The sequence below is a fragment of the Lapidilactobacillus bayanensis genome, assembly GCF_003946695.1.
Taxonomy (GTDB): Bacteria; Bacillota; Bacilli; order Lactobacillales; family Lactobacillaceae; genus Lapidilactobacillus; species Lapidilactobacillus bayanensis.
On the sequence record NZ_RHOX01000009.1, the window covers coordinates 53,742 to 74,319 of the forward strand.

Consider the following 20,578-nt stretch of genomic DNA (forward strand, 5'->3'; position numbering starts at 1 on the left):
CTATTCATAGTAACTATAATGACGTTCTAGACTGCGCAAGCCCCAAGTCAACACGGCCGTCAACAACAAATAAATAATCGCGACTAACAACAATGGCACCAAGGTAACATCGCGCGCCATTGCAATATTACCTGCGCGCAATAAATCGCCTAATCCTAAAACATAAACCAGCGAAGAATCTTTAACTAAATTAATTACTTCATTGCCCATTGCTGGAATGACTTGTTTAACTAATTGCGGCAGCGTAATGTGCCGGAAAATTTGGAATGAGTTCAAACCCAACATTTGTCCTGCTTCAATTTGACCACGATCAACGCCCTGCAAGCCGCCGCGGAAAATTTCAGCAAAATAAGCTGCGTAATTAATAACGAAAGCAAATAATGCGGCCGAGAAACGCTGAAAGACAATATGCACAATTGGCAAGCCATAAAAGACAAAAATCAGTTGTAGCAACAAAGGCGTACCCCGCATTAACCAAACGTATAATTTCAAAACGGCGGCTAACGGTTTGAATTCAGAATGTAAGCCGACACTAACCAACAAGCCTAAAGGAATTGCTAAAACTAACGTTAACACAAAAATACTGAGGGTCATTTTGGTACCATCAAGTAACGCGGGTAAAATCTCACTAATATAATGCCAATTCATTTGTCCACACTCCTCTATTTATAAAACCCGACCATAAAAAAATACCCCCTAGACAAAATGTCTAGAGGGTATTTGATCATTGATCAACACGGTTCCACCTCGAACTTACAGCAACTTCGCAGTTACTGACTCACACAGTATTAAACTGTACTGATAACGGGGCCAACCGATTCCGATTTAATTAAAGTTCTAACTAAAATTTAATTGTTGAATTGTTGTGCACGATAACTTATCAATCCTTTTCACCAACCAGGACTTCTCTGAACAAAGCGGTTATCGCCGGGACAATTCAAAAACACAATCAAAATCTATAAGGAGAATATTAAGCAGTTAGGAACGAAAAGTCAAGTACTTTTATAAAAAATATTGACAGTACTTCTGTAAAAATATTATTGGCGACGGCCAAACAACCGTTGCCAGAAACTTAACTTCTTAGGTGGCGTTGGTTTTTCAACCGTTGTCGCGGCTGTCTTAGGCGCGGATTCAGTTGCGGTCGCCTTCACATTAGTGTCAGTCTTTGCGCTTAAATCGGCAGACTTTTTAGTTTTAGATGCTTCTTTAACTGCAGGCTGTTTTGCGGTTTGCGTTAATTCTTTCATTTCAGTTGTTGGTTCAGAAACTTTATCCGCTGCTGCGGATGCGATTGGATCAACAACATCTTGAGTCTGATCAGTGGCTGAATTAGCCAGCGATTTATTCTTTATCGGTTCAGTAACGACCTCGTCAGTGGCAAGATTCGTCTCGTCTGTTAAGGACATCAGTGGCACGGTTTCGCCTAACATACGCCGCGCAATATTGCGATAACCCTGAGCAGCAGGATTATCAGCATTGACAGCCACTAATTTACCTTGATTGGCAGTCGCAATCACCTCATCATCGTCAAATACAATCCCTAATAAAGGAATTGCTAAATGATCCGTAATTTGTGCCACGTTCATCGTCAAACCTTTGTTCATCAGGTTCTTGCGAATTCGATTAATAATCAAGCGTGGTCCAAATTCCAAATGCCGTGCTTCTAACAGGCCCACAATTCGATCAGCATCACTCACCGCAACATTTTCTGGATTGGTGACTAGAATTGCACCGTCAGCACCAGCAACGGCGTTTTCAAAACCAGTTTCGATTCCGGCTGGACAATCCAATAAAATAAAATCAAAATTCTTTTTTAATGCGCTAACCACTTGCTTGACAGCTTGCGCAGTTAAGACGTTTTTATCAGCATTCTGAGCAGCGGGCAATAAATAAAGCTGACCATCAAAGTCAGGGTGAGCAATTAAAGCCTGCTCAATATCAGCACGACCTTGAATAACATCAACGATCGTGTAAATAATTCGATTTTGTAGGCCGAGTGCAGAATCAAGGTTACGCAGTCCTAAGTCTAAGTCAACGACACAGACTTTCTTGTGAAGTAACGCTAAGGCCGCACCTAAATTGGCGGTCGTCGTCGTTTTGCCTACACCGCCCTTACCGGAAGTGACAACTAAGGCAGTCCCCATTATTGTGCCTCCATTTGTTGGTAGAGTGCTGGTTTTTGCTTCGCTAAATCAGTCATTGCTGCGTAAGCTAGTTCATGCTGGTCATTGATATAAGCAAATTTTTGCTGGCCAAGTTCTGGGCTATCCGCCACAATGGCGACCAAATTACTAATGCGAATTTGTGCGGCCTTACTAACATCGCCTGAAATAATCGCATCATCGTTGGCAGGATAACCCGCGTGTAAAACCGCACCATCAACATTGCCGACGACATAAATATTTCTAGCAGCTTCAAGAATTGCCCCTTGATGCACCTTGCCTAATAAGACAACATCGCCATCAAAAAACATTTCCTGACCACTCCGAATAATTTGGGGCACGAAATAAACTTTCTGCGCATGTAGAGCCGCCGCGGCCACCTTGTTAGTTTGAACATCAGCAGTTACTTCTGCCATTGAGAAATGATCAAACGACATAATAACTGCTTTTAATGCCGCTTGCTGCTCAGCAGTTAAGACACGCAAGCCAGTATTCACAGAAAATTCAGTCTCATGTGTACTTTGATCCGCTCCGCGAACTTTTTTTAACATCGCTTTTAATTCAGTTAAACTTTGTTCAAAGTCACTCGTTCCCGGAATTTCAATTTGATAACCAGTGTTGCTGGCCTTTAAAGAAATGTTTTCCATCGCTGTTGCTCCTTATCCCCAATAATTATTCTCGAATCATTAAATCGAGTAATTTCTGGCTCGGCCAGTAACAAATTGCAAATATCACGATATTAAATAAAATTGTCGGTGCTAAAACATTGCTGACGAAATCCCAAATGCTCTGATTAGACAAGGCAAAGAACAGCGCCAACGCGTACAAAATTACTTGTGCCAATAACACCGCGATTACGAAAGCAGCCAAACGATAGATAAATTTCTGTTGAAAATACTTTAGTAAATAGCGCACCAACAAATAGATAACAGGCATAATCAACGTATATTGGCCAATCAAACCGGTATAAAATAAATCGTAAAATAAACCACAAAATAGTGCGAGCCAAAACATGAACGGTTCATCGGGCGCCATAAAAGTGGCCAGAACCATTTCCATTAATAAGAGCTGCGGGGCAATTTGTAAATCGCCAGCAAATAATGATGGCGACAACGCTAAACTAAGGCTGCCATCTAAAAAGAACCCCACGAGAAGTACGATTAAAATAAGCCAACGCCGGCGTAACTTACGCTCCATTTATTTGTCTCCAATCGAACTACTGATAACCGTCACAACCGAAAAGTTATTCAAATTCGTTGCTGGTTTGACGTAAATTGTATTGGCCAAACCATAATTATCTTTTTTAACTTTGCTGACCGTTCCGATTAACAAGCCTCGTGGTGTGGCGCCACCAAGACCCGAGGTGATCACCTTTTGACCGACCTTAACTTTATCAGCCGTTACTAAATGACTCATAACCAAACTAGCTGTTTTATCGTCAAACTCCGTGATTAACCCCGTCACTGGTGTATCAGCGTTGGTGCTAATCTCGGCCGCAAAGCGACTGCTCGAATTATTATTACTAGAAATTAATTCAACTTTGGAATTCGTATCGTTAACTTCAATCACCCGACCAACTAAGCCCGCACCAGAAACAACCGGCATATTTTTCTTAATACCAGCTTTGGCACCACGATTAATGACTAAATAATTCTGCCAGTTAATTGGTGAGCGACTCATGACAGCCGCACTAATTTTGGTGTAATCAGTCAATGTTTCATTTAAGTTTAGTTGTTTCTTTAAGTTGTTATTTTCATTTTTTAAAGTTTGATTCTCTGCTTCAGTTGCCGCAATCGTTGCCAATTTTGCCTTCAGCGTCTTATTTTCCTGATAGGTATTGAGTAAATCACGAACTCCAGAAGTGGCATTGCGCGCAACATTAACCGGCGCCGTGATTACCGTTCCCACCGCACCCAAAGCATCATTACCAAAACGTTGAACTGGCTCAGGCATATTACGATTATTCCGCAGACTAATTGACGCCGACAGCATACCAAAAACAGCAATCAAAGTAATCATGATTATTATTAACTTCTTGTTGGAAAAAAACTTATTCATTAGATCCTCCAGTAAATCAAAAAAGCGGGCGTCAACCCGCAATTCAGACCTTAATGTGTCCGTTTCAGTATTTATTCAATAAATAATCCCACAATTATCGCCAGCAAGCGGGTCTTGCGTGACAAGCAAACGCGACGACAAAGCAGCAACCAAGCCACAAATAAAAGGCCATCAAAACGTTCTTCGCGGACTAATGCTAAAGCAAATTATAACATACCCACAAAATCTTAAAAAGCCATCACAATCAAAACTTAAAAAACAAAGTGCGAAAGCCAACGGGTTGGGTGTTTGTATTTAAACGGGAAGATTGATGCATGTTAATGCAGCAAGATTCACGCTTAAATACACGACACCCAGTTGCCTTGAGCACGTTTCAAATCAAAGTGCGAAAGACAACAAATTGGGTGTTTGTATTTAAACGGAAAGATTGATGTACGTTAGCGCAGAGAAACAAACATAACTGACATCCGTCAAAATTAAACTTCAAATCCATTTAAGAATTATCAAAGCATTTTTTATTGTAAAAAACACTTGGACAAGTAAATGTTATAATATGGTTAGCGCTTTCAAATATAATTTAGCACTGATAAGGTTATGGTGAAACAATGAAACATGTGATTTATAGCGGCATCATGAATAGTTTAAATATTGAGCGATCTACACGCGACTCAAAATACAATATGACCAAGCATTGGCATCCAGAATGTGAATTACAATATTTTATATCTGGGAATCGGAAGTTCTTTATTGACAATCAAATTTATACAGCTAAAGCAGGCAGTCTATTTATTGTCGATGCTGAACAGATCCACAGCACTTTTTCAGATAAAGCACTTGCTCATGATCGTATTCTAGTTCAATACGACAAGCAATTTTTCTATGAGTCAGCAATTCATCTTGGAATTGATTTAAACTTATTTTTTAACGACTTCCGGGGAATGATTCAAGTTCCATCGGCAGATCGCCCTTACGTGCAAGGTTTACTTCATGGAATAGCCAACGAGGTCATCAATAAAGAATTAAAGTACGTTGCTTCTGTCCAAATCAAATTTTTAGAGTTGGTCATCTATTTGGAACGTTTAAAGGTTACTGGTGGCAGAGATTTTTACCGAATCAATCCAATATTGAGACCAATGAAATTATTAATGAAGTTGAACAATATATCAAAACAAACTCCGCTAATGTGGGAACCTTGGAAGATATTGCCCGTCATTTCTGCTTTGACAAAAGTTATTTAAGCCGTCGCTTCAAAATAAATACCGGCTACACGATTTCAGAGTTTACCAACATTCAAAAAATTCAACGATCCCAAAAATTATTACAAGATTCCCATCTTAGCATTGCCGATATAGCTGCTAAAGTTGGCTACGATAATATCACTTATTATAATCGTGTTTTCAAGAAATACACTGAAACTTCCCCACTACAGTATCGAAAAAAGACGAGTGCCTACAAAAAAGCGCTCCGTGAGAAGAACAACTTTTAAATAAGGGACTGTGACAATTAAAAATAAGTTTCAGAATCACCTAATTACGCTAACTGATCTAAACTAATGTCGATTAAAGAGCTAATAATACTGGCAAAAATTACAGATTGGCGTGAACGTTAAGTTAAGCTTAATGATTAGTCTAGCTGTTTTATTTACCTCGATTTTTGGTTGAACAGAATACTGTGATTAAGTGATATTGGGCAATCGTACTTTCATTCCACATCAACAAAAAAGAGTTAGGGAATTTTCCATCGATTTCCTAGCTCTTTTTGTCTTTATGATCAACCCAACCTTTAATTTGCTTTTTATTTTAATAATTCTGCATAGGCAAATATTAGAGGTGCAACTCCTTTTGCATCGTTGTTTACTCTTGGCTCGGAAATATAGTACTCATACGAACCATCACGCTGTTTATACGTTCCTTTGCCAGCAATGCCCCCTAATCCTGCTACTAAACAAATATCTTTTAGAATGAAACTGCCCTGATCATTTACAACCAGTTTTTGCTTCACAACTGCTTCAAGAATTCTCGTCCCCTCGATTAAGAAACGTTCATTCAGCATGCCAAGTTTTGCTCCCTTAATCATCGAATAAGCGAGCGCGCAAGAACCACTTGTTTCTAAATAATTACCTTTGCGCGTACCTTGGTCAATTACTTGATAAAACATTTTTGATTCGTCGTCGCGATATTGAAGCACCGTTGTCATCATATCCTGCAACTGTCTGCTTAATTCAATAGCTTCAAAACTAGAATTGGTCAAAATAATCTCGGCAGTATCAACAAGCGCCATTGCATACCACCCAATTGCTCTTGTCCAAGCTGTTTTACTACGGCCAGTAACTGGATCAGACCAAAAGGCGGAACGAGTTGGATCATAACCATGAAATAATAAACCACTCTCAGGATCAGACATGGACTGATAAGCATTTTGAAATTGCCTTAAAACATCTGAGAGTTGAGCACCTTGATTAAAACAAATTTCATATTCAGCATAAAATGGCGCAACCATATATAATCCGTCCAACCAGACTTGACTGGGATATATTAATTTATGCCAGAAACTGCCCTGTATATTTCGCGGCTGAAGTAACATTTGTGAATATAAAACATCTAGCGCCTTTTTATACTTCTCTTTCTTTGTTTCCTTATATAGCGCGAATAGGACCTTACCTTCATTAATAAAATCACAGTTATAATCTGTTAAACGATATCCTCGAATCGTACCATCATCAGCAATGTAATAATCAATGAATGAATCCAAAAAGTCAAAATAATATTGATTGTTGGTTGCCTCGTACATTTTCAAAACGGCCATTGCCATACATCCATCTATATAGCTCCAACTTGAAGGCTTGCTTTCGAGTTTGGCTTCTATATTCCAGGCAGGTTGACTAGGCGTCGATTCCTCTAAGATGCCATCTAAAAGCTTTCCGACATTATCCACTTATTATTCCTCACGAACTTCATTTTTTAATGATGAGCTAAAATTGAATTATTTTAGTATGTGTTACTTCATCTTGACCACCATTCTTACCAAAAAATAAAGGCAAACAAATTAAGTAACAACTCATTAGTTTACACAGAATTTCACGTTGAATAATGACGGCGACTGAAACTGTATGGCGTACTTTGTCAGTGGAAACAATGCGTAAGCGAAAAAATCCTTTACCAATTGTTTGTCCATTAATCATGAAGGGATATTGAATAAGATAATAGCCACCAATAATAACCACGAATGCAATCGCAGTGAGAAATAAATTGTTAGGCACGACTTTACGAATAATTGGGATAATAAAACTAAATGTCACAAACATTAAAAGCAGAGCAATCATAAAATCAATGATTTGTGCCATAATTCTTTTGATTAATAACATTTATCTTTTCCCTTATTCCTTTCCACCAGTATTTGCCACACCATCAACAAAATAGCGTGCCCCAGAGAAGAACAGTGCAATCATTGGCAATAATCCTAATGTTGATGCAGCAAATACTCTGCCATACGAAACCATTGCCTCACCGTCAAGTTGTTGCTTCAAGATAACGGACAGAACTGTTTTATCCGGGCTGTTCAAATAAATTAATGGTCCTTGGAAATCATTCATTCCCCACATAAAGCAAAGCAACCCCACGGTTATCAAAATAGGCTTTAATACGGGAACAATAATTTTGAACAAGATCTGGAGCTCATTGCAGCCATCCATCACTGCAGCTTCATCTAGCTCCGTTGGTATCGTCCGCATAAATTGAATAATCATAAAAATAAAAAATGAAGAACTGGCAAAAACGTCGGCAATATATAAACTGGCAAACTTATCTAATAAGCCGATTTGCCGATAAAACAGATATAGCGGTATCCGAAAAGCTAATTCTGGCATTAATAATGTAATAATAACTGCACCAAACACGAACTTTTTCCCTTTAAAACTTTTCCGTGCAATAACGTACGCGGTTAAGAGGCAGGAAAGAAGTGTAAAAAACGTTTTGGGAATTAAGAATTTCATTGTGTTAGCAAAGTAAAACCAAATATTATGCTCTTTGGTAATTTGCCAAGCATCGGCGAAATTGTTGAAAACCGCATGTCCTGCCGATGGGAAAATACTCAGTGTACCAAAAATTTCTCTGTTCTCTTTAAAACTTGATCCAATCATCCACAGTAAGGGATAAATTAAAATAATGCCGACGATAATTAATAATCCATAGCGAATAATCTCGTTAACTCTTCTTTGCGTTTTACTCAATCCCATTACTTCTCCCTCCTAATCATTATAAAATACCCAGCGATTTGAGGATTTGAAAACTATTATTGTCAGAACACCGATAATTAATAATAGAATCCAGGTCAACGCACTGGCATAACCATAATTACCGTTCTGGAAAGCCTGGTCATAAATATATAGATTCAAAAAATAAGTAGTATTGTTCGGGCCACCTTTTGTAATCAGGTATGCCGAATTAAACTCTTGAAATTCCTTTACTAGCACATTGACTGTGTTAAATAGTATGACCGGCGTGATCATGGGAATTGTAATACTGATTGTCTGTCTAAACTTAGAAGCACCATCAATTGCTGCAGCCTCGTATAGCAATTTTGAAACACCTTGCAGGGCTGATAAAAAGATAAGCATCGTTGAGCCGAATTGCCAAGTTTTCAAAATAATCAACGTAAAAATTGCAAATGACGGATCTTTGATCCAATTAATATTAACGCCACCACCGAAATTAAAAATACTAAGCACAGTATTTACCGGACCATTAACATCAAACAACATTGTCCATAAAATCGAAACAGTAACATTCCCACCAAGAATTGATGGAATGTAATACATTGTTCTGAAAAAGTTAACACCTTTTAATTTGAAATTAAGGATTGCTGCGACAATAAATGAAACGATAATAACAGCAGGCGTACCAATTAACACATACTTCATTGTGGCGAAGAATGAAGCCTTAAAAGTATCATCTTTAGTGAAGATTTCAATATAGTTTTTTAACCCTATAAATTCTGGATCCCCAAGAATTGGATACTCCATCAAACTATAAATAAACGAAACAACGATTGGATATACCTTAAATACAACGAATCCAATCACCCATGGCGCTAACATGCCATATATCCAAATACTCTTAATCTTTTTACTATTCGACATTTGATGCATCTCCTCGGAGACTAACTATAGTCTTTGATATTAATAAAAATAGAGGATCGCAAGTCCCCTCCAAAAAGAGCGGATCCTCCAATAAACATTGTATTATTGACTATCTATAATACTTATCCAAGGCCTCTTGCTGCTTGCTAATAAATTCTTTTGCTGCTTGTGCGGCAGTATATTTACCTGTCCGGAACCCTTCGATAACGTCATAACGTTGACCACGAACATTTTCATCTTCGTAATATGGATCCATTACAGTCTGCTTATATCCACCAAACATGTCATACGCATCTTTAACGGCACCTTCAACAAGATTTTCTTTTAATTGTGTCTTGTATGTGACTTTATTACTAGAAACGCCTAGTGCATCGCCGGCAGCCTTAATTGCTTCTTTATCTGTAAAGATAAAATTAATAAAATCTGCAGCAACTTCTGGATTCTTAGAATTACGAGAAATAGCGTAGCCAAAGTTTGGTTTTACATAGACACTTGGTTTTTTACTCTCTGAAACTTGTAAATAAGGTGATACTTTCAAATCATCTGTTGCCTTACCACCTTTATACGTGCCAGTCCATTGTGCGAGTGAATTTGCCCATTCATAAACACCACCCGTACGTCCTTCAACCCACTGTGGATTTGAGTTCGTGTCAATAGTGCTATCTTGAGCATAAGTTGGCATCGCACCAGCATCTTCTAAAGCCTTATATTGCTTTAGCACCTTTTCAACTTGTGCTGACGTGTAATTTACCTTACCGTCAGTCTGCATGACTTTGCCAGTATTGTCGTATAGCATTTGGCCTAAGAAAAGATCAAGTGCCATATCGCCAACGTTAATTAAGGCATATTTATTATCTTTTCCAGTTGACGTATTATTCTTACCGATAACTTTGCCTGCCTTCAGAAGATCACTATAGGTTTTAGGAATCTCAATGCCATTTTCTTTGTATAATGCTTGGTTCATCAGATTGACACGAGCAGTCATTCCATAAGGCACCGCGGATTGTTGACCATCTACTTGCATCGCCTTCAAATAAGTTTTATCCCAATTATCAAGCTTTAAATAGTCGGATACTTTATTGATATCGTAAAAAATATTCTTTCCTTTACCAAATGAATAAAGCCAATTATAGTTAACTTGCATAACATCAGCTTCAGTTTTACCGGATAATTGCGTCAAAACCTTAGATTGCCAACCATCCCAGGCACCATATTCAACCTTGACCGTGACATTCTTGTGCTTCTTTTCGTAAAGCTTAGCGACGTTCTTCATTGCCTCATGTCTGTTATCTGCGCCCCACCATGAGAATTTGATCGTAACTTTCTTATCTGTTATTTCACCCTTAGCACTTGATTTATCTGAACTCGCATTACTAGATCCTGAACTACATCCTGCTAGTAAAGCAGTACTTAACAAACTAACAGTCAAAATTTTCTTCCAAAAATTCTTCTTCATAGTTATCCTCCTAGACCCAACCAAGAATTTATTTAGCGATATTTCCATTCGCTTGACGCTAGTTTAACCGCTTTCATAACTATAGGCAATGGATTATTCATGTCTTCACAATTGAGTTGTAAAAATCATTCATTCTTTAACTAAATTGACTTCTTAATCTTCTCCTTCAAATCAGCCCTTCTTCCTTCAACGACAAATAACCTTCTGCCCCAATAATCAGATGATCCAAACAATCGATTCCCATTAATTTACCGCATTCGATTAGTCGCTGGGAAAATTTAATGTCGTTTTGCGATGGCGTCATTTGACCACTGGGATGGTTGTGAACGATAATCAACCGGGCTGCTGATAAACGAACGGCCTGCTGAAAAATCTCGCGTGGATGCGCCACCGAGCTATTTAACCCACCGATAAAAATAACTCGCTCCTGAATGATTTGATTTTTCGTATCTAAATACACAGCAATCAACTTTTCTTGGAGACATCCTCGTAACTTCTCCTGCATGTGATAACCAATCATTCCTGATGAGGCGACGACTCCTTGGCGTAACTGGCGCTGCGCCAAGGCCCGTTTGCCTAGTTCAAACGCGGCCTGTAATTCAATCGCCTTCGTCTGACCGATTCCTGAGAATTGCGTCAATTCGTCAACTTGTGCCAATGATAAAAATGCCAAGTTTTCATATTGAGTCACTAATTGTTGCGCTAATTGACCCGATGACTTTTTCGCAGTTCCTGTTCGTAACATGATCTGTAGCAGTTCAACGTCCGTTGCCGCGCTAATTCCATATTTCAGCGCAGCCTCTCGTGGCATTAACATTGTAATCTGTGGTACTTTCACTAATTGTTCCATAAAAAAATCACCCTCTCGTATTTAAATACGAAAGCGTGACTTAAAATTTTTAAGAATTTTGATTTGCTAATAAAAAACGACGAACATCTGTAATTAAATAAAATGAACCGGCGAATAGATACAAACCATCGCCGCCACTGGCCAGCATTTCGCGTTGGAGCGATTCTTGCCAAGTAGCAGTGGAATTGATCCCTTCACCTAAGATGGCGTGTAAATCGGCTACAGTCGCTGCACGGGCACTGCTGGGAATTGTTGTCCAAGTAACTTGCCAATTAGTCTGTGCCAACAAATCCGCCACTTCAGCAATATCTTTATCTGCCATCATTCCCATTGTTAAATAAACATTTTTACCGGGGAATGACTTTTTAACACCCTGGATTAAGGCGCTGATAGCATTGGTATTGTGCGCGCCATCAATTAAGATTAATGGTTCGTGACTGAGCAACTCCATTCGACCGGCAACGTTGAATCGCCGTAAGACACGCCGTAAAGTCGGCACATCCAATTCAGCTTGTTGCTTTTGCAAAAACTCGGTTGCCGCAACAATCGCCAAACTTGCATCCGCTACTTGCCATTCAGCCAAAGCTGGCATTTGTAAATGACTCAGTTGCAAATCATGCGGTCCAGTTAAATTAAAAATAGCCGTCCCACCGCTTAACTTAAGCTTACTAAATTGGAATTGTTGCCCTAACCAAAGACCTTGAGCCGATTCAGCAGTCATTTTTTCAGTAATAATGGGTTGAACTGCTTCAGGCAACTTGCCGAGAATCGTTGTCTGCCCAGTTTTAATAATTCCAGCTTTTTCACGGGCAATATCAGCCAATGTTGGTCCGATAATTTGCTCATGATCCATGCCAATCGAGGCAATCACGCCAATCATGGCATTGATCACGTTGGTGCGGTCATGGGCACCGCCAATGCCAACTTCAATCACACCGACGTCAACTTTCTGTTGGGCAAAGTAAACAAACATTAAAACGGTGTCCAATTCGAACTCTGTCAACGCTAAGTCAACTCGTTCAAGTTGAGCCTTAACTTGATTCACCAATGCCAATAAATCAGCGTCACTGATTTGTTGATTATTAAGCTGAATCCGTTCGTTAAAACGCAGAATAAACGGCGATGTGAACAAACCGACGCGATAACCATGGGCCTCTAAAATCTCACTAACCAAATGACTAACGGAACCTTTACCATTCGTGCCCGTAACATGAATACTGGGAAAAGTATTCTGAGGATTTGCAAACAAACTAAGGGCTTGCTTCATTAACGTCAATTTATTTGTACGCTGAAATTTTGGCCGTGAATGAATATAGCTTAAGGCTTCATCAATTGTTGTAAACATCGACACACCTCCACTCCTGATTGAAATTTGAAACATAACCTGAACAACTGACTACAAGTAATTGATGTATAAATTTTGTCGCATTAATGCGGATTAAACTTTCCACTTAAATTGTGGCGGTCAACTCGTCAGTCTCCGTGCACGCTACTTGAAACGTGTTCAAAATAACTATGGACGTTGTCTGACACATATTATTTGTTTGCATGTAGTTCCTTAATGCGACTGACTGTCGCTTCTTGTTGTTTAACGTAGTCCGCACGTTTAACCCGTTGTTCTGCCACGACAGCTTCTGGGGCTTTAGCAACGAAATTAGTATTGCCAAGTTTACGGTCGATGCGCTCGATTTCGCCAGTCAAGCGGTCATTCTCTTTTTGCAGGCGTGTAATTTCTTCGTCAAGATCAATCAACTCTGCCAGTGGCACGAAGATTTCTGCGTCAGTTGTTACAGCCGAGATCGCCAACTTAGGTGCTTTGACATCTGGTCCAATTTCGATAGTTGTTGGGTTTAAGAAGCGTTCCAAGAATTCAACATTACCATCCAGAATATTCTTTATCCCAACTGAATTAGTCTTGATCAAGACTTCCACTGGTTTGGAAATTGGTGCACCAGCCTGCGTTCGAATATTCCGCACACCGCGAATCACTTCAATTAAAGCAGACATTTGCTTCTCAGCATCGTCATCAGCAAGCGCTTCGTTATATTCTGGATAATGCGCAACCACTAATGACTTGCCATTATAAGGCATGCTCAACCAAATCTTTTCAGTAACGAATGGCATCGATGGATGCATTAAACGTAAGATTTGATCTAAGACGTAGAGTAAGTTTTTCCGTTTAGCCGTTTTAGCAGCTTCATCGTCGCCAGTTAAAACAGCCTTACTCATTTCAATATACCAGTCACAAAAGTCATTCCAAATGAAGTTGTACAGCAAACGACCTGACTCGCCGAATTCAAAGTTGTCATTCAAACGGGTAACGTCAGCAATCAGTGAATTCAAACGGCTTAAAATCCAGCGATCTGATAAATCAAAGCGATCACGATTTGCAGGTTGGTCAGTCGCTTTAAGGTCGCCTAAGTTCATGATGACGAACCGACTTGCATTCCAAATCTTGTTAATGAAGTTCCAAGCAGCACCCACTTTTTCATAACTGAAACGGGTATCTTGGCCTGGAGTCGAACCAGTTGATAAGAACCAGCGCAAAGCATCAGTCCCATATTTGGCAATGACGTCCATTGGATCGACACCGTTACCAAGCGACTTACTCATCTTACGACCTTGTTCATCACGCATTAAGCCATGGATCAAGACGTTTTCAAACGGCCGTTTACCTGTGAACTCTAAGCTTTGGAAGATCATCCGCGCCACCCAGAATGGAATAATATCGTAACCTGTGACTAAGGTTGAGGTTGGGAAGTAACGTTTGAAATCTTCACTATCCGTATCTGGCCAACCCATCGTCGAAAATGGCCAAAGAGCGCTAGAGAACCAAGTATCTAAAACATCAGGATCTTGTTCCCAATTTTCACTATCTTTTGGTTCATCCATACCCACATAAATTTCGCCGGTGTCTTTGCGATACCAAGCGGGAATTTGATGACCCCACCATAACTGTCGCGAAATAACCCAATCATGAATATTCTCCATCCACTGGCTCCAGGTTGTTTCGAAACGTTCAGGCACAAAATTAACACGATCAGTAGTTTTTTGATTGGCTAAAGACATTTCGGCAAGTGGCTTCATCTTAACAAACCATTGGGTTGAAAGACGAGCTTCGACTTGAACACCTGTCCGCTCAGAATGGCCAACACTATGAACGATCGGATCAACTCGAATCAACAATCCCTCAGCGTCCAAATCAGCAACCATTGCTTTGCGGGCAGTGAAACGATCCATGCCGACATATTTACCAGCATTTTCGTTCATCGTGGCATCTGGATTCATCGTGTTGATTCGTTCTAAGTCATGACGATTACCCACTTGAAAATCGTTAGGGTCGTGAGCCGGTGTGATTTTAACCATCCCGGTCCCAAACTCTGGATCAACATATTGATCGGCAATAATTGGAATGTGACGCCCCTGCAATGGCAAGATAACCTCAGTACCAACTAATTCTTTGTACCGTTCATCGCTTGGGTTAACTGCAACGGCCGTATCACCAAACATCGTTTCTGGTCGGGTTGTGGCAATTTCAATGTAGTGCTTGCCATTAAAAGTCTGTTCAGGATCAACGAGGGGATACTTAACGTGGTAAAAAGCACCCTTGTCGTCTTGATGAATAACTTCAATATCAGACAAAGCTGTTTGCGCTTGCGGATCCCAATTAATAATATATTCGCCGCGATAAATTAAACCTTTGTTATATAAATCAACGAAAACTTTACGTACCGCTTTTGATAACCCTTCGTCTAAAGTAAAACGCTCACGAGAGTAATCGACGGAAATACCCATCTTTGCCCATTGTGCATGGATGGTCTTTTCGTATTCATCAACCCACTCCCAAACTTTAGCGATGAACTTATCACGACCGAGATCATAACGGGTAATGCCTTCTTCACGTAATTTGGCTTCCACTTTTGCTTGAGTAGCAATACCAGCATGATCAGTACCAGGCAGCCATAAAACATCATAGCCTTGCATCCGCTTTTGTCGAATGATCATATCTTGCAATGTCGTATCCCAAGCGTGGCCCAAATGCAGCTTACCCGTTACATTGGGTGGTGGGATGACGATTGAATACGGCTTGGCTTTCTTATCACCACTTGGCTTGAAGACATCTTCATCTAACCAAGTTTGGTAGCGACCTGCTTCAACGGCTTGCGGATCATATTTTGGTGCCATTTCTTCTGCCATAATTAATAACTCCTTTTTTTAAAATCTGAATTAACATTGTTGTGGTGAAACTGAACATTGAACTTGAGAAATCGAACTGCCTACATGATAAATTTAAGCCTTAAAACTACTATTTTGCTATTCTTCGCGCATATGCAAAGTTACGGATTAAACGTGCGCGTTGTCGTGGCGGGAAATAAACACTTGACGCTGGAACGTAGTGGGCATCGCTTGAAGCCAATTTTTACAAAATCGTCTCCAAGTCGAGCCTTGTTGTAAGCGATAAATCGCCAACAACAATTTCACTACTGAGCGATATTTATTTCCCGCCACTAAACTAACGAGCGGGCAACCTTTGCACCCTTGCTGAATTGACGAGTTGTTTAATCATCGCTAATTTTTCGAAGTGCAAAATTACAGTTAAGGTGCACTAATGCACTTTAGTCAGTGCCGGATGAAAATCACGGTCAGCCGCGGAATTTTTGTTGGTGGTTTACCACTTACAAGAAAGCTCGTATTTAAGACAATCTCTGATTGACTTAAATCGATGCTCGCAGCGTTCCACCAGCGCATTTTCTGGAGGCACGAAGAACAGCAACATAACAGCTCTGGAACTTAGCATTCAGTATTCTTTTCGTTGCAACCTGCACATCAAGTAAGTTTCGGCCAACAAAAAAATCGCCCTATAAATTATAGGACGATTGCTCGCGGTACCACCTAAATTGAAGTCAACGTTAAAACGCAACTTCCAACTCAAACACAATAACGGCGTGGCCCGGCGAGAACTACTGACTTCATCATCGCAACTCACAAGCTACCAATTCATCTTTGCTTTAAGAACTTCCCACTAACGTTCCCTCACTGAAAAGCAGTCGATCAATTGCTCTTGTTCAATGTTATTAAGGTTATGTTAGCCTAGAATCATGATTTCGTCAACAGAAATAGCATTGTGGCGTTTAAATTGCTTTATTTTTTGAATGAGTTAATTTTTTAAACTTCTGCTATGTCAGACAGCAACAATAAATTTTGAACTTCACTGGTCAAATCCAGGTAGCGTACGTGCACATTTTTAGGTACGTGCACTGGCTCCGGTGCAAAACTTAAAATTGAAGTGATGCCACAGGCAACCAAATAGTCCACTACTTCTTGAAAGGCATGGCTTGGTACCGTTGAAATCACACCCTTAATTGCTTGGGTTTGACTGTCTTCTTTTAATTCATTCAATGATTGAATTGTTACTTCGTTGATAGTTTCACCAATTACATGCGGATCCGCATCGTATGCTGAAACAATTTCTAAATTAGGGTTGCGACGAAAATTGTTGATCAACAGTGCCCGGCCTAAATTACCAACACCAATCAATGCGAGGCCTTGAGTTTCATTGACTTCGAGAATTTCACCAAAGATTTGAATCAAATGAGCGATATCATAGCCATAACCACTCTTGCCCAAATCACCAAAGTAAGAAAAATCACGACGAATTGTCGTTGGTTCAATCTGAATAATCTTCCCCAGCTGTGCCGATTTAATTCGTAAATACCCATTATCAGCTAAGTTACACAACGTTCGATAATAAATCGGTAATCGTTCTATACTCATTCGTGGAATTTTTTTATTGTGTGGTGTCATCATAACTACCCCATTTTTGTTAATTAAATCACATTTATAGGATACCAAAAAAACGCTTCATCTGCAAGAGATGAAGCGCTCCACCAGCGTATTTTCTGGAGGCACGAAGAACAGCAATATAACAGTTCTGAAACGCGCTTCAAACAACTGACTGCGCATAATTTAAGCGAAAATCTCGCTGTGTTTGCACACATCGATCTTTCCGTTTAAATTAAGGCAGTCAACCAGTTGTTCTCCGCGCTCTTGTAATTAGAGAACCGATTGAATATCGGTTTGATCGGTCGTTAAGAATTCATCATGGCTGTGGATTTCAGTAATTTTAACTCCTGCTATAGCGCGTGCCATTAAAGCTTCTCCATCTAATTGGGCTTCGTAATAACGCGCTTTATCCAAGCGCGGTTTAGTCTTAGGGCGCGGCGGTGCAAAAATTGTACAGCAGTCTTCAAATGGCAGGATTGATAAATCAAAGGTATCAATTTTTTCAGCGATTTCAATGATTTCGTTCTTATCCATTGTGGCAACTGGACGAATGATTGGCATGCTGGTCACATCGTTAATTGCCACCATACTCTCCAAAGTCTGCGAGGCAACTTGACCAACCGATTCACCATTGAAAATTGCTAAGCCATTGCGTTGCTCGGCCATTTTAACCGCTAAGCGCAACATGAAACGACGTTGAACTGTCATTAAGTAACCTTCAGGAACAGAACGTTTTACTTCTTCTTGAATTTCTGTGAAGGGTACTTCAATAAACTTAATGGTTCCAACATATGGTGCCAACTTGGCGGTTAACTGCTTAGCCTTCGCCAAAGCACGATCAGAAGTGTAAGGTGGGCTGAAGAAGTGCACCATTTCAATTTCGACGCCGCGTTTCATGGCTAGGTAGCCAGCAACAGGCGAATCAATCCCACCAGAGAGCATGAGCATCGCTTTACCAGCGGTCCCGACTGGTAAGCCGCCAGCGCCTTTAATCGTCTCAGAAGACAAATAAATAGCATCATGGCGTACTTCTACACGCAAGGTAATATCAGGATACTTCATCTGCGCCGTTAATTCAGGTAGATTATCGTAAATATAATCACCCAACATTAAGTTGATTTGGTTCGTGTCCATTTCAAAAGTATGATCCGAACGTCGCGTGTTAATCTTAAATGTTTTAGCAGTTGGTGCGAGTTCAGTCATCATTTCTAATGCGGTTTGCTTCAGTAAATCAATGTCCTTGGCAATTTTAATACTAGGCGAAAAGTTTTGGATACCAAAAACTTTCGATAACTTTGCCATCACCGCATCATAATTAGTTCCATTTAAAGAAATGTGCATTCGATCGCGCTTAGGGTAAATGTGTAAGTCAGAAAATTGCGCCAATGCCTTGGTCACGTTACCGTTTAAACGACCAATAAATTCGCGGCGATTCTTGCCCTTCGTTGATAATTCACCGTAACGCACAGTGATTTCAGTGTATTTCATCATCATTCTCCTTGATGTGAGTGTTATTGATATTCGTTGGATTGGTTGACGTTTATTAATTCCTTAATTCAATACCTTAATTCATGACGACAATTAAAAAACTGGCCCAAGAATTACGGCTTTTTAGTTGCAGCATTGCAGCATCAGATACCAAAGTTCAATGTCTTAATGACACCGTCTTATTTACCGAAAAAGCTAATGAAATAAAACAGTGGAATTAATTAGCAAGGTCAATTTGGTTTCTACTTTGTTGCCATCTAACCACGGCCGTTCATCCGTTCGAAGCGTTGATAAATTTCTGGAAAAACTTTCATAAATTGATCGACTTCTGCCTGGGTATTGGCGTCATCTAAACTAATACGCACCGCACTAGTCGCAAGTTTTTCTGGTACTTGCATCGCTTTAAGGGTTGAAGACTCATCACCAGAACGCGATGAGCAGGCACTAGTCGTTGATAGATAAATACCTTTGGCTTCCAAAGCATGAACGGTGGTTTCACCACGAACGCCAGCAATGGCAAAGCACAAAATATGTGGCGCAAAATTATCGTTAATTGGTGAAAAGATTGTAATATCTGCTAGCTGACTTAGGAAATCAACTAATTGCTGCTTCAAATTTAGTTCATGTTGCGCCTTACCAACCTCATCAGTGAGGGCCAACCGTAATGCCTTACTCATAGCCGCAATCGCGGGCAAATTTTCGGTCCCACTGCGATGATTAGTTTCTTGACCGCCGCCGCTCATTAACGTGTCCAATGTGCGACCCTTTTTTGCATAAATAAAACCTGTTCCGCGTGGGCCATGAAACTTATGTGCTGAAAATGTCGCAAAATCAACTCGTTCAGGTAATACTCGTGACCATAAATTCTTGCCGACACTTTGCACTGCGTCAACATGGAAATGAATCGTCGGATAATCTTTCAATATCTCACCGATTTCAGTGATAGGTTGAATCGCTCCGATTTCATTATTAACGGCCATTACTGATACCAACACCGTCTCTGGCCGAATTGCCTTCGCCACATCAGCGGGATCAACAAAGCCCTGTTTGTTGACTGGTAAATAAGTAACGTCCCAGCCCAACTTTTCCATTTGTGCTGCCGCATTTAAAACTGCCGCGTGTTCCACACTAGAAACAATCAGATGTTTCCCAAACTCATGCTTAGCAATCGCGGTACCTTTAATCACCCAATTGTCGCCTTCAGTGCCACCACTGGTGAAATAAATTTCAGCAGCTGAACAGCCGACTAAATCAGCAATCTGTTGCCGCGCCGACTGCAATAATTGTAACGCGTGATCGCCCAAACCATGTAAACTAGAAGGGTTACCCCAGAAATCATTTGCGACTGCATCATAAGTTTTTAAAACTGCTGGATCGATTTTCGTCGTCGCACTATTATCAAAATAAATCAAAATCCAATCTCCTTTGAACATCACCAAGTATCACATTGAACTCGCGACACCCTATAAATTTAACCAACACCACGCAACTCTCAAGCGGTGTTGGCAGCTGTTAGAACCAGCCATTGACCTCATGATTCGATTTCCAAAAAATAGGACCCGGGTTGTTTGACCCAGATCCGTAAATTGTGAATTGTAACTGTTAATTACAATTTTTCACTTAGTATAAATTAAACTTTTTAA

Annotated in this window: 17 protein-coding genes, 1 pseudogene and 1 other annotated feature; of the genes and pseudogenes, 2 read left to right on the top strand and 16 right to left on the bottom strand. The window is 40.1% G+C overall.

Translation table 11 applies throughout. The annotated features are described in order from the left end of the window. From EKM65_RS04875 to mreC, 5 genes and pseudogenes are all read right to left on the bottom strand, one after another. Positions 1–648: an amino acid ABC transporter permease gene (locus EKM65_RS04875; RefSeq protein ID WP_125606170.1), complete on the bottom strand. Its 648-nt coding sequence runs from the start codon at positions 646–648 to the stop codon at positions 1–3. 740 nt (positions 649–1,388) lie between these two features. Continuing rightward, a pseudogene (gene minD, locus EKM65_RS04880) lies at positions 1,389–2,144 on the bottom strand (septum site-determining protein MinD); the annotation flags it as partial. Then, positions 2,144–2,809 carry a septum site-determining protein MinC gene (locus tag EKM65_RS04885; protein ID WP_125606176.1) on the bottom strand — a complete coding sequence of 222 codons (666 nt, stop codon included), beginning with the start codon at positions 2,807–2,809 and terminating at the stop codon, positions 2,144–2,146. The gene EKM65_RS04885 and the pseudogene minD, both read right to left, overlap by 1 nt. 25 nt (positions 2,810–2,834) lie before the next feature. Beyond that, a complete protein-coding gene (gene mreD, locus EKM65_RS04890) occupies positions 2,835–3,359 on the bottom strand; it encodes a rod shape-determining protein MreD (RefSeq protein WP_125606179.1) in 525 nt (174 codons plus the stop codon). Then, a complete protein-coding gene (gene mreC, locus EKM65_RS04895; protein WP_125606182.1) occupies positions 3,360–4,220 on the bottom strand; it encodes a rod shape-determining protein MreC in 861 nt (286 codons plus the stop codon). 605 nt (positions 4,221–4,825) lie between these two features. Between mreC and EKM65_RS04900 the strand changes: the two genes are divergently transcribed. Further along, on the top strand, positions 4,826–5,458 hold the full coding sequence (locus tag EKM65_RS04900; RefSeq protein WP_225420403.1) for an AraC family ligand binding domain-containing protein: 633 nt from the start codon (positions 4,826–4,828) through the stop codon (positions 5,456–5,458). Then, on the top strand, positions 5,404–5,706 hold the full coding sequence (locus EKM65_RS11445; RefSeq protein WP_225420404.1) for a helix-turn-helix domain-containing protein: 303 nt from the start codon (positions 5,404–5,406) through the stop codon (positions 5,704–5,706). Before EKM65_RS04900 ends, EKM65_RS11445 begins: the two co-directional genes overlap by 55 nt. A gap of 308 nt (positions 5,707–6,014) precedes the next feature. Here the strand turns inward: EKM65_RS11445 and EKM65_RS04905 are convergent, their stop codons facing one another. The 11 genes from EKM65_RS04905 to EKM65_RS04955 all read right to left on the bottom strand — a co-directional run bounded on the left by EKM65_RS04905 (position 6,015) and on the right by EKM65_RS04955 (position 20,347). Beyond that, positions 6,015–7,154 carry a glycoside hydrolase family 88/105 protein gene (locus EKM65_RS04905; protein ID WP_125606185.1) on the bottom strand — a complete coding sequence of 380 codons (1,140 nt, stop codon included), beginning with the start codon at positions 7,152–7,154 and terminating at the stop codon, positions 6,015–6,017. 37 nt (positions 7,155–7,191) lie between these two features. Further along, complete coding sequence (locus EKM65_RS04910) at positions 7,192–7,584, bottom strand: RDD family protein (protein ID WP_125606188.1); 393 nt, start codon at positions 7,582–7,584, stop codon at positions 7,192–7,194. Between the two features lie 12 nt (positions 7,585–7,596). Then, positions 7,597–8,454: a carbohydrate ABC transporter permease gene (locus EKM65_RS04915; protein ID WP_125606191.1), complete on the bottom strand. Its 858-nt coding sequence runs from the start codon at positions 8,452–8,454 to the stop codon at positions 7,597–7,599. Between the two features lie 12 nt (positions 8,455–8,466). Then, positions 8,467–9,357: a carbohydrate ABC transporter permease gene (locus EKM65_RS04920; protein ID WP_225420405.1), complete on the bottom strand. Its 891-nt coding sequence runs from the start codon at positions 9,355–9,357 to the stop codon at positions 8,467–8,469. Between the two features lie 109 nt (positions 9,358–9,466). Then, the gene (locus EKM65_RS04925) at positions 9,467–10,813 is read right to left on the bottom strand and encodes an ABC transporter substrate-binding protein (protein ID WP_125606194.1); all 1,347 of its coding nucleotides are present in this window, start codon (positions 10,811–10,813) and stop codon (positions 9,467–9,469) included. Between the two features lie 166 nt (positions 10,814–10,979). Beyond that, entirely contained in the window at positions 10,980–11,663 is a 684-nt protein-coding gene (radC, locus tag EKM65_RS04930) for a RadC family protein (RefSeq protein WP_125606197.1), read from the bottom strand. Between the two features lie 49 nt (positions 11,664–11,712). Further along, a complete protein-coding gene (locus EKM65_RS04935) occupies positions 11,713–13,008 on the bottom strand; it encodes a bifunctional folylpolyglutamate synthase/dihydrofolate synthase (protein ID WP_164506828.1) in 1,296 nt (431 codons plus the stop codon). A gap of 191 nt (positions 13,009–13,199) precedes the next feature. Next, positions 13,200–15,860 carry a valine--tRNA ligase gene (locus tag EKM65_RS04940; protein WP_125606203.1) on the bottom strand — a complete coding sequence of 887 codons (2,661 nt, stop codon included), beginning with the start codon at positions 15,858–15,860 and terminating at the stop codon, positions 13,200–13,202. 669 nt (positions 15,861–16,529) lie between these two features. Next, positions 16,530–16,742: a binding site (T-box leader), on the bottom strand. Between the two features lie 87 nt (positions 16,743–16,829). Continuing rightward, on the bottom strand, positions 16,830–17,471 hold the full coding sequence (locus tag EKM65_RS04945) for a redox-sensing transcriptional repressor Rex (RefSeq protein WP_125606205.1): 642 nt from the start codon (positions 17,469–17,471) through the stop codon (positions 16,830–16,832). A gap of 246 nt (positions 17,472–17,717) precedes the next feature. Continuing rightward, complete coding sequence (gene thiI, locus EKM65_RS04950; protein WP_125606279.1) at positions 17,718–18,935, bottom strand: tRNA uracil 4-sulfurtransferase ThiI; 1,218 nt, start codon at positions 18,933–18,935, stop codon at positions 17,718–17,720. Between the two features lie 257 nt (positions 18,936–19,192). Continuing rightward, the gene (locus tag EKM65_RS04955; protein ID WP_125606208.1) at positions 19,193–20,347 is read right to left on the bottom strand and encodes a cysteine desulfurase family protein; all 1,155 of its coding nucleotides are present in this window, start codon (positions 20,345–20,347) and stop codon (positions 19,193–19,195) included. Positions 20,348–20,578 lie beyond the last annotated feature (231 nt).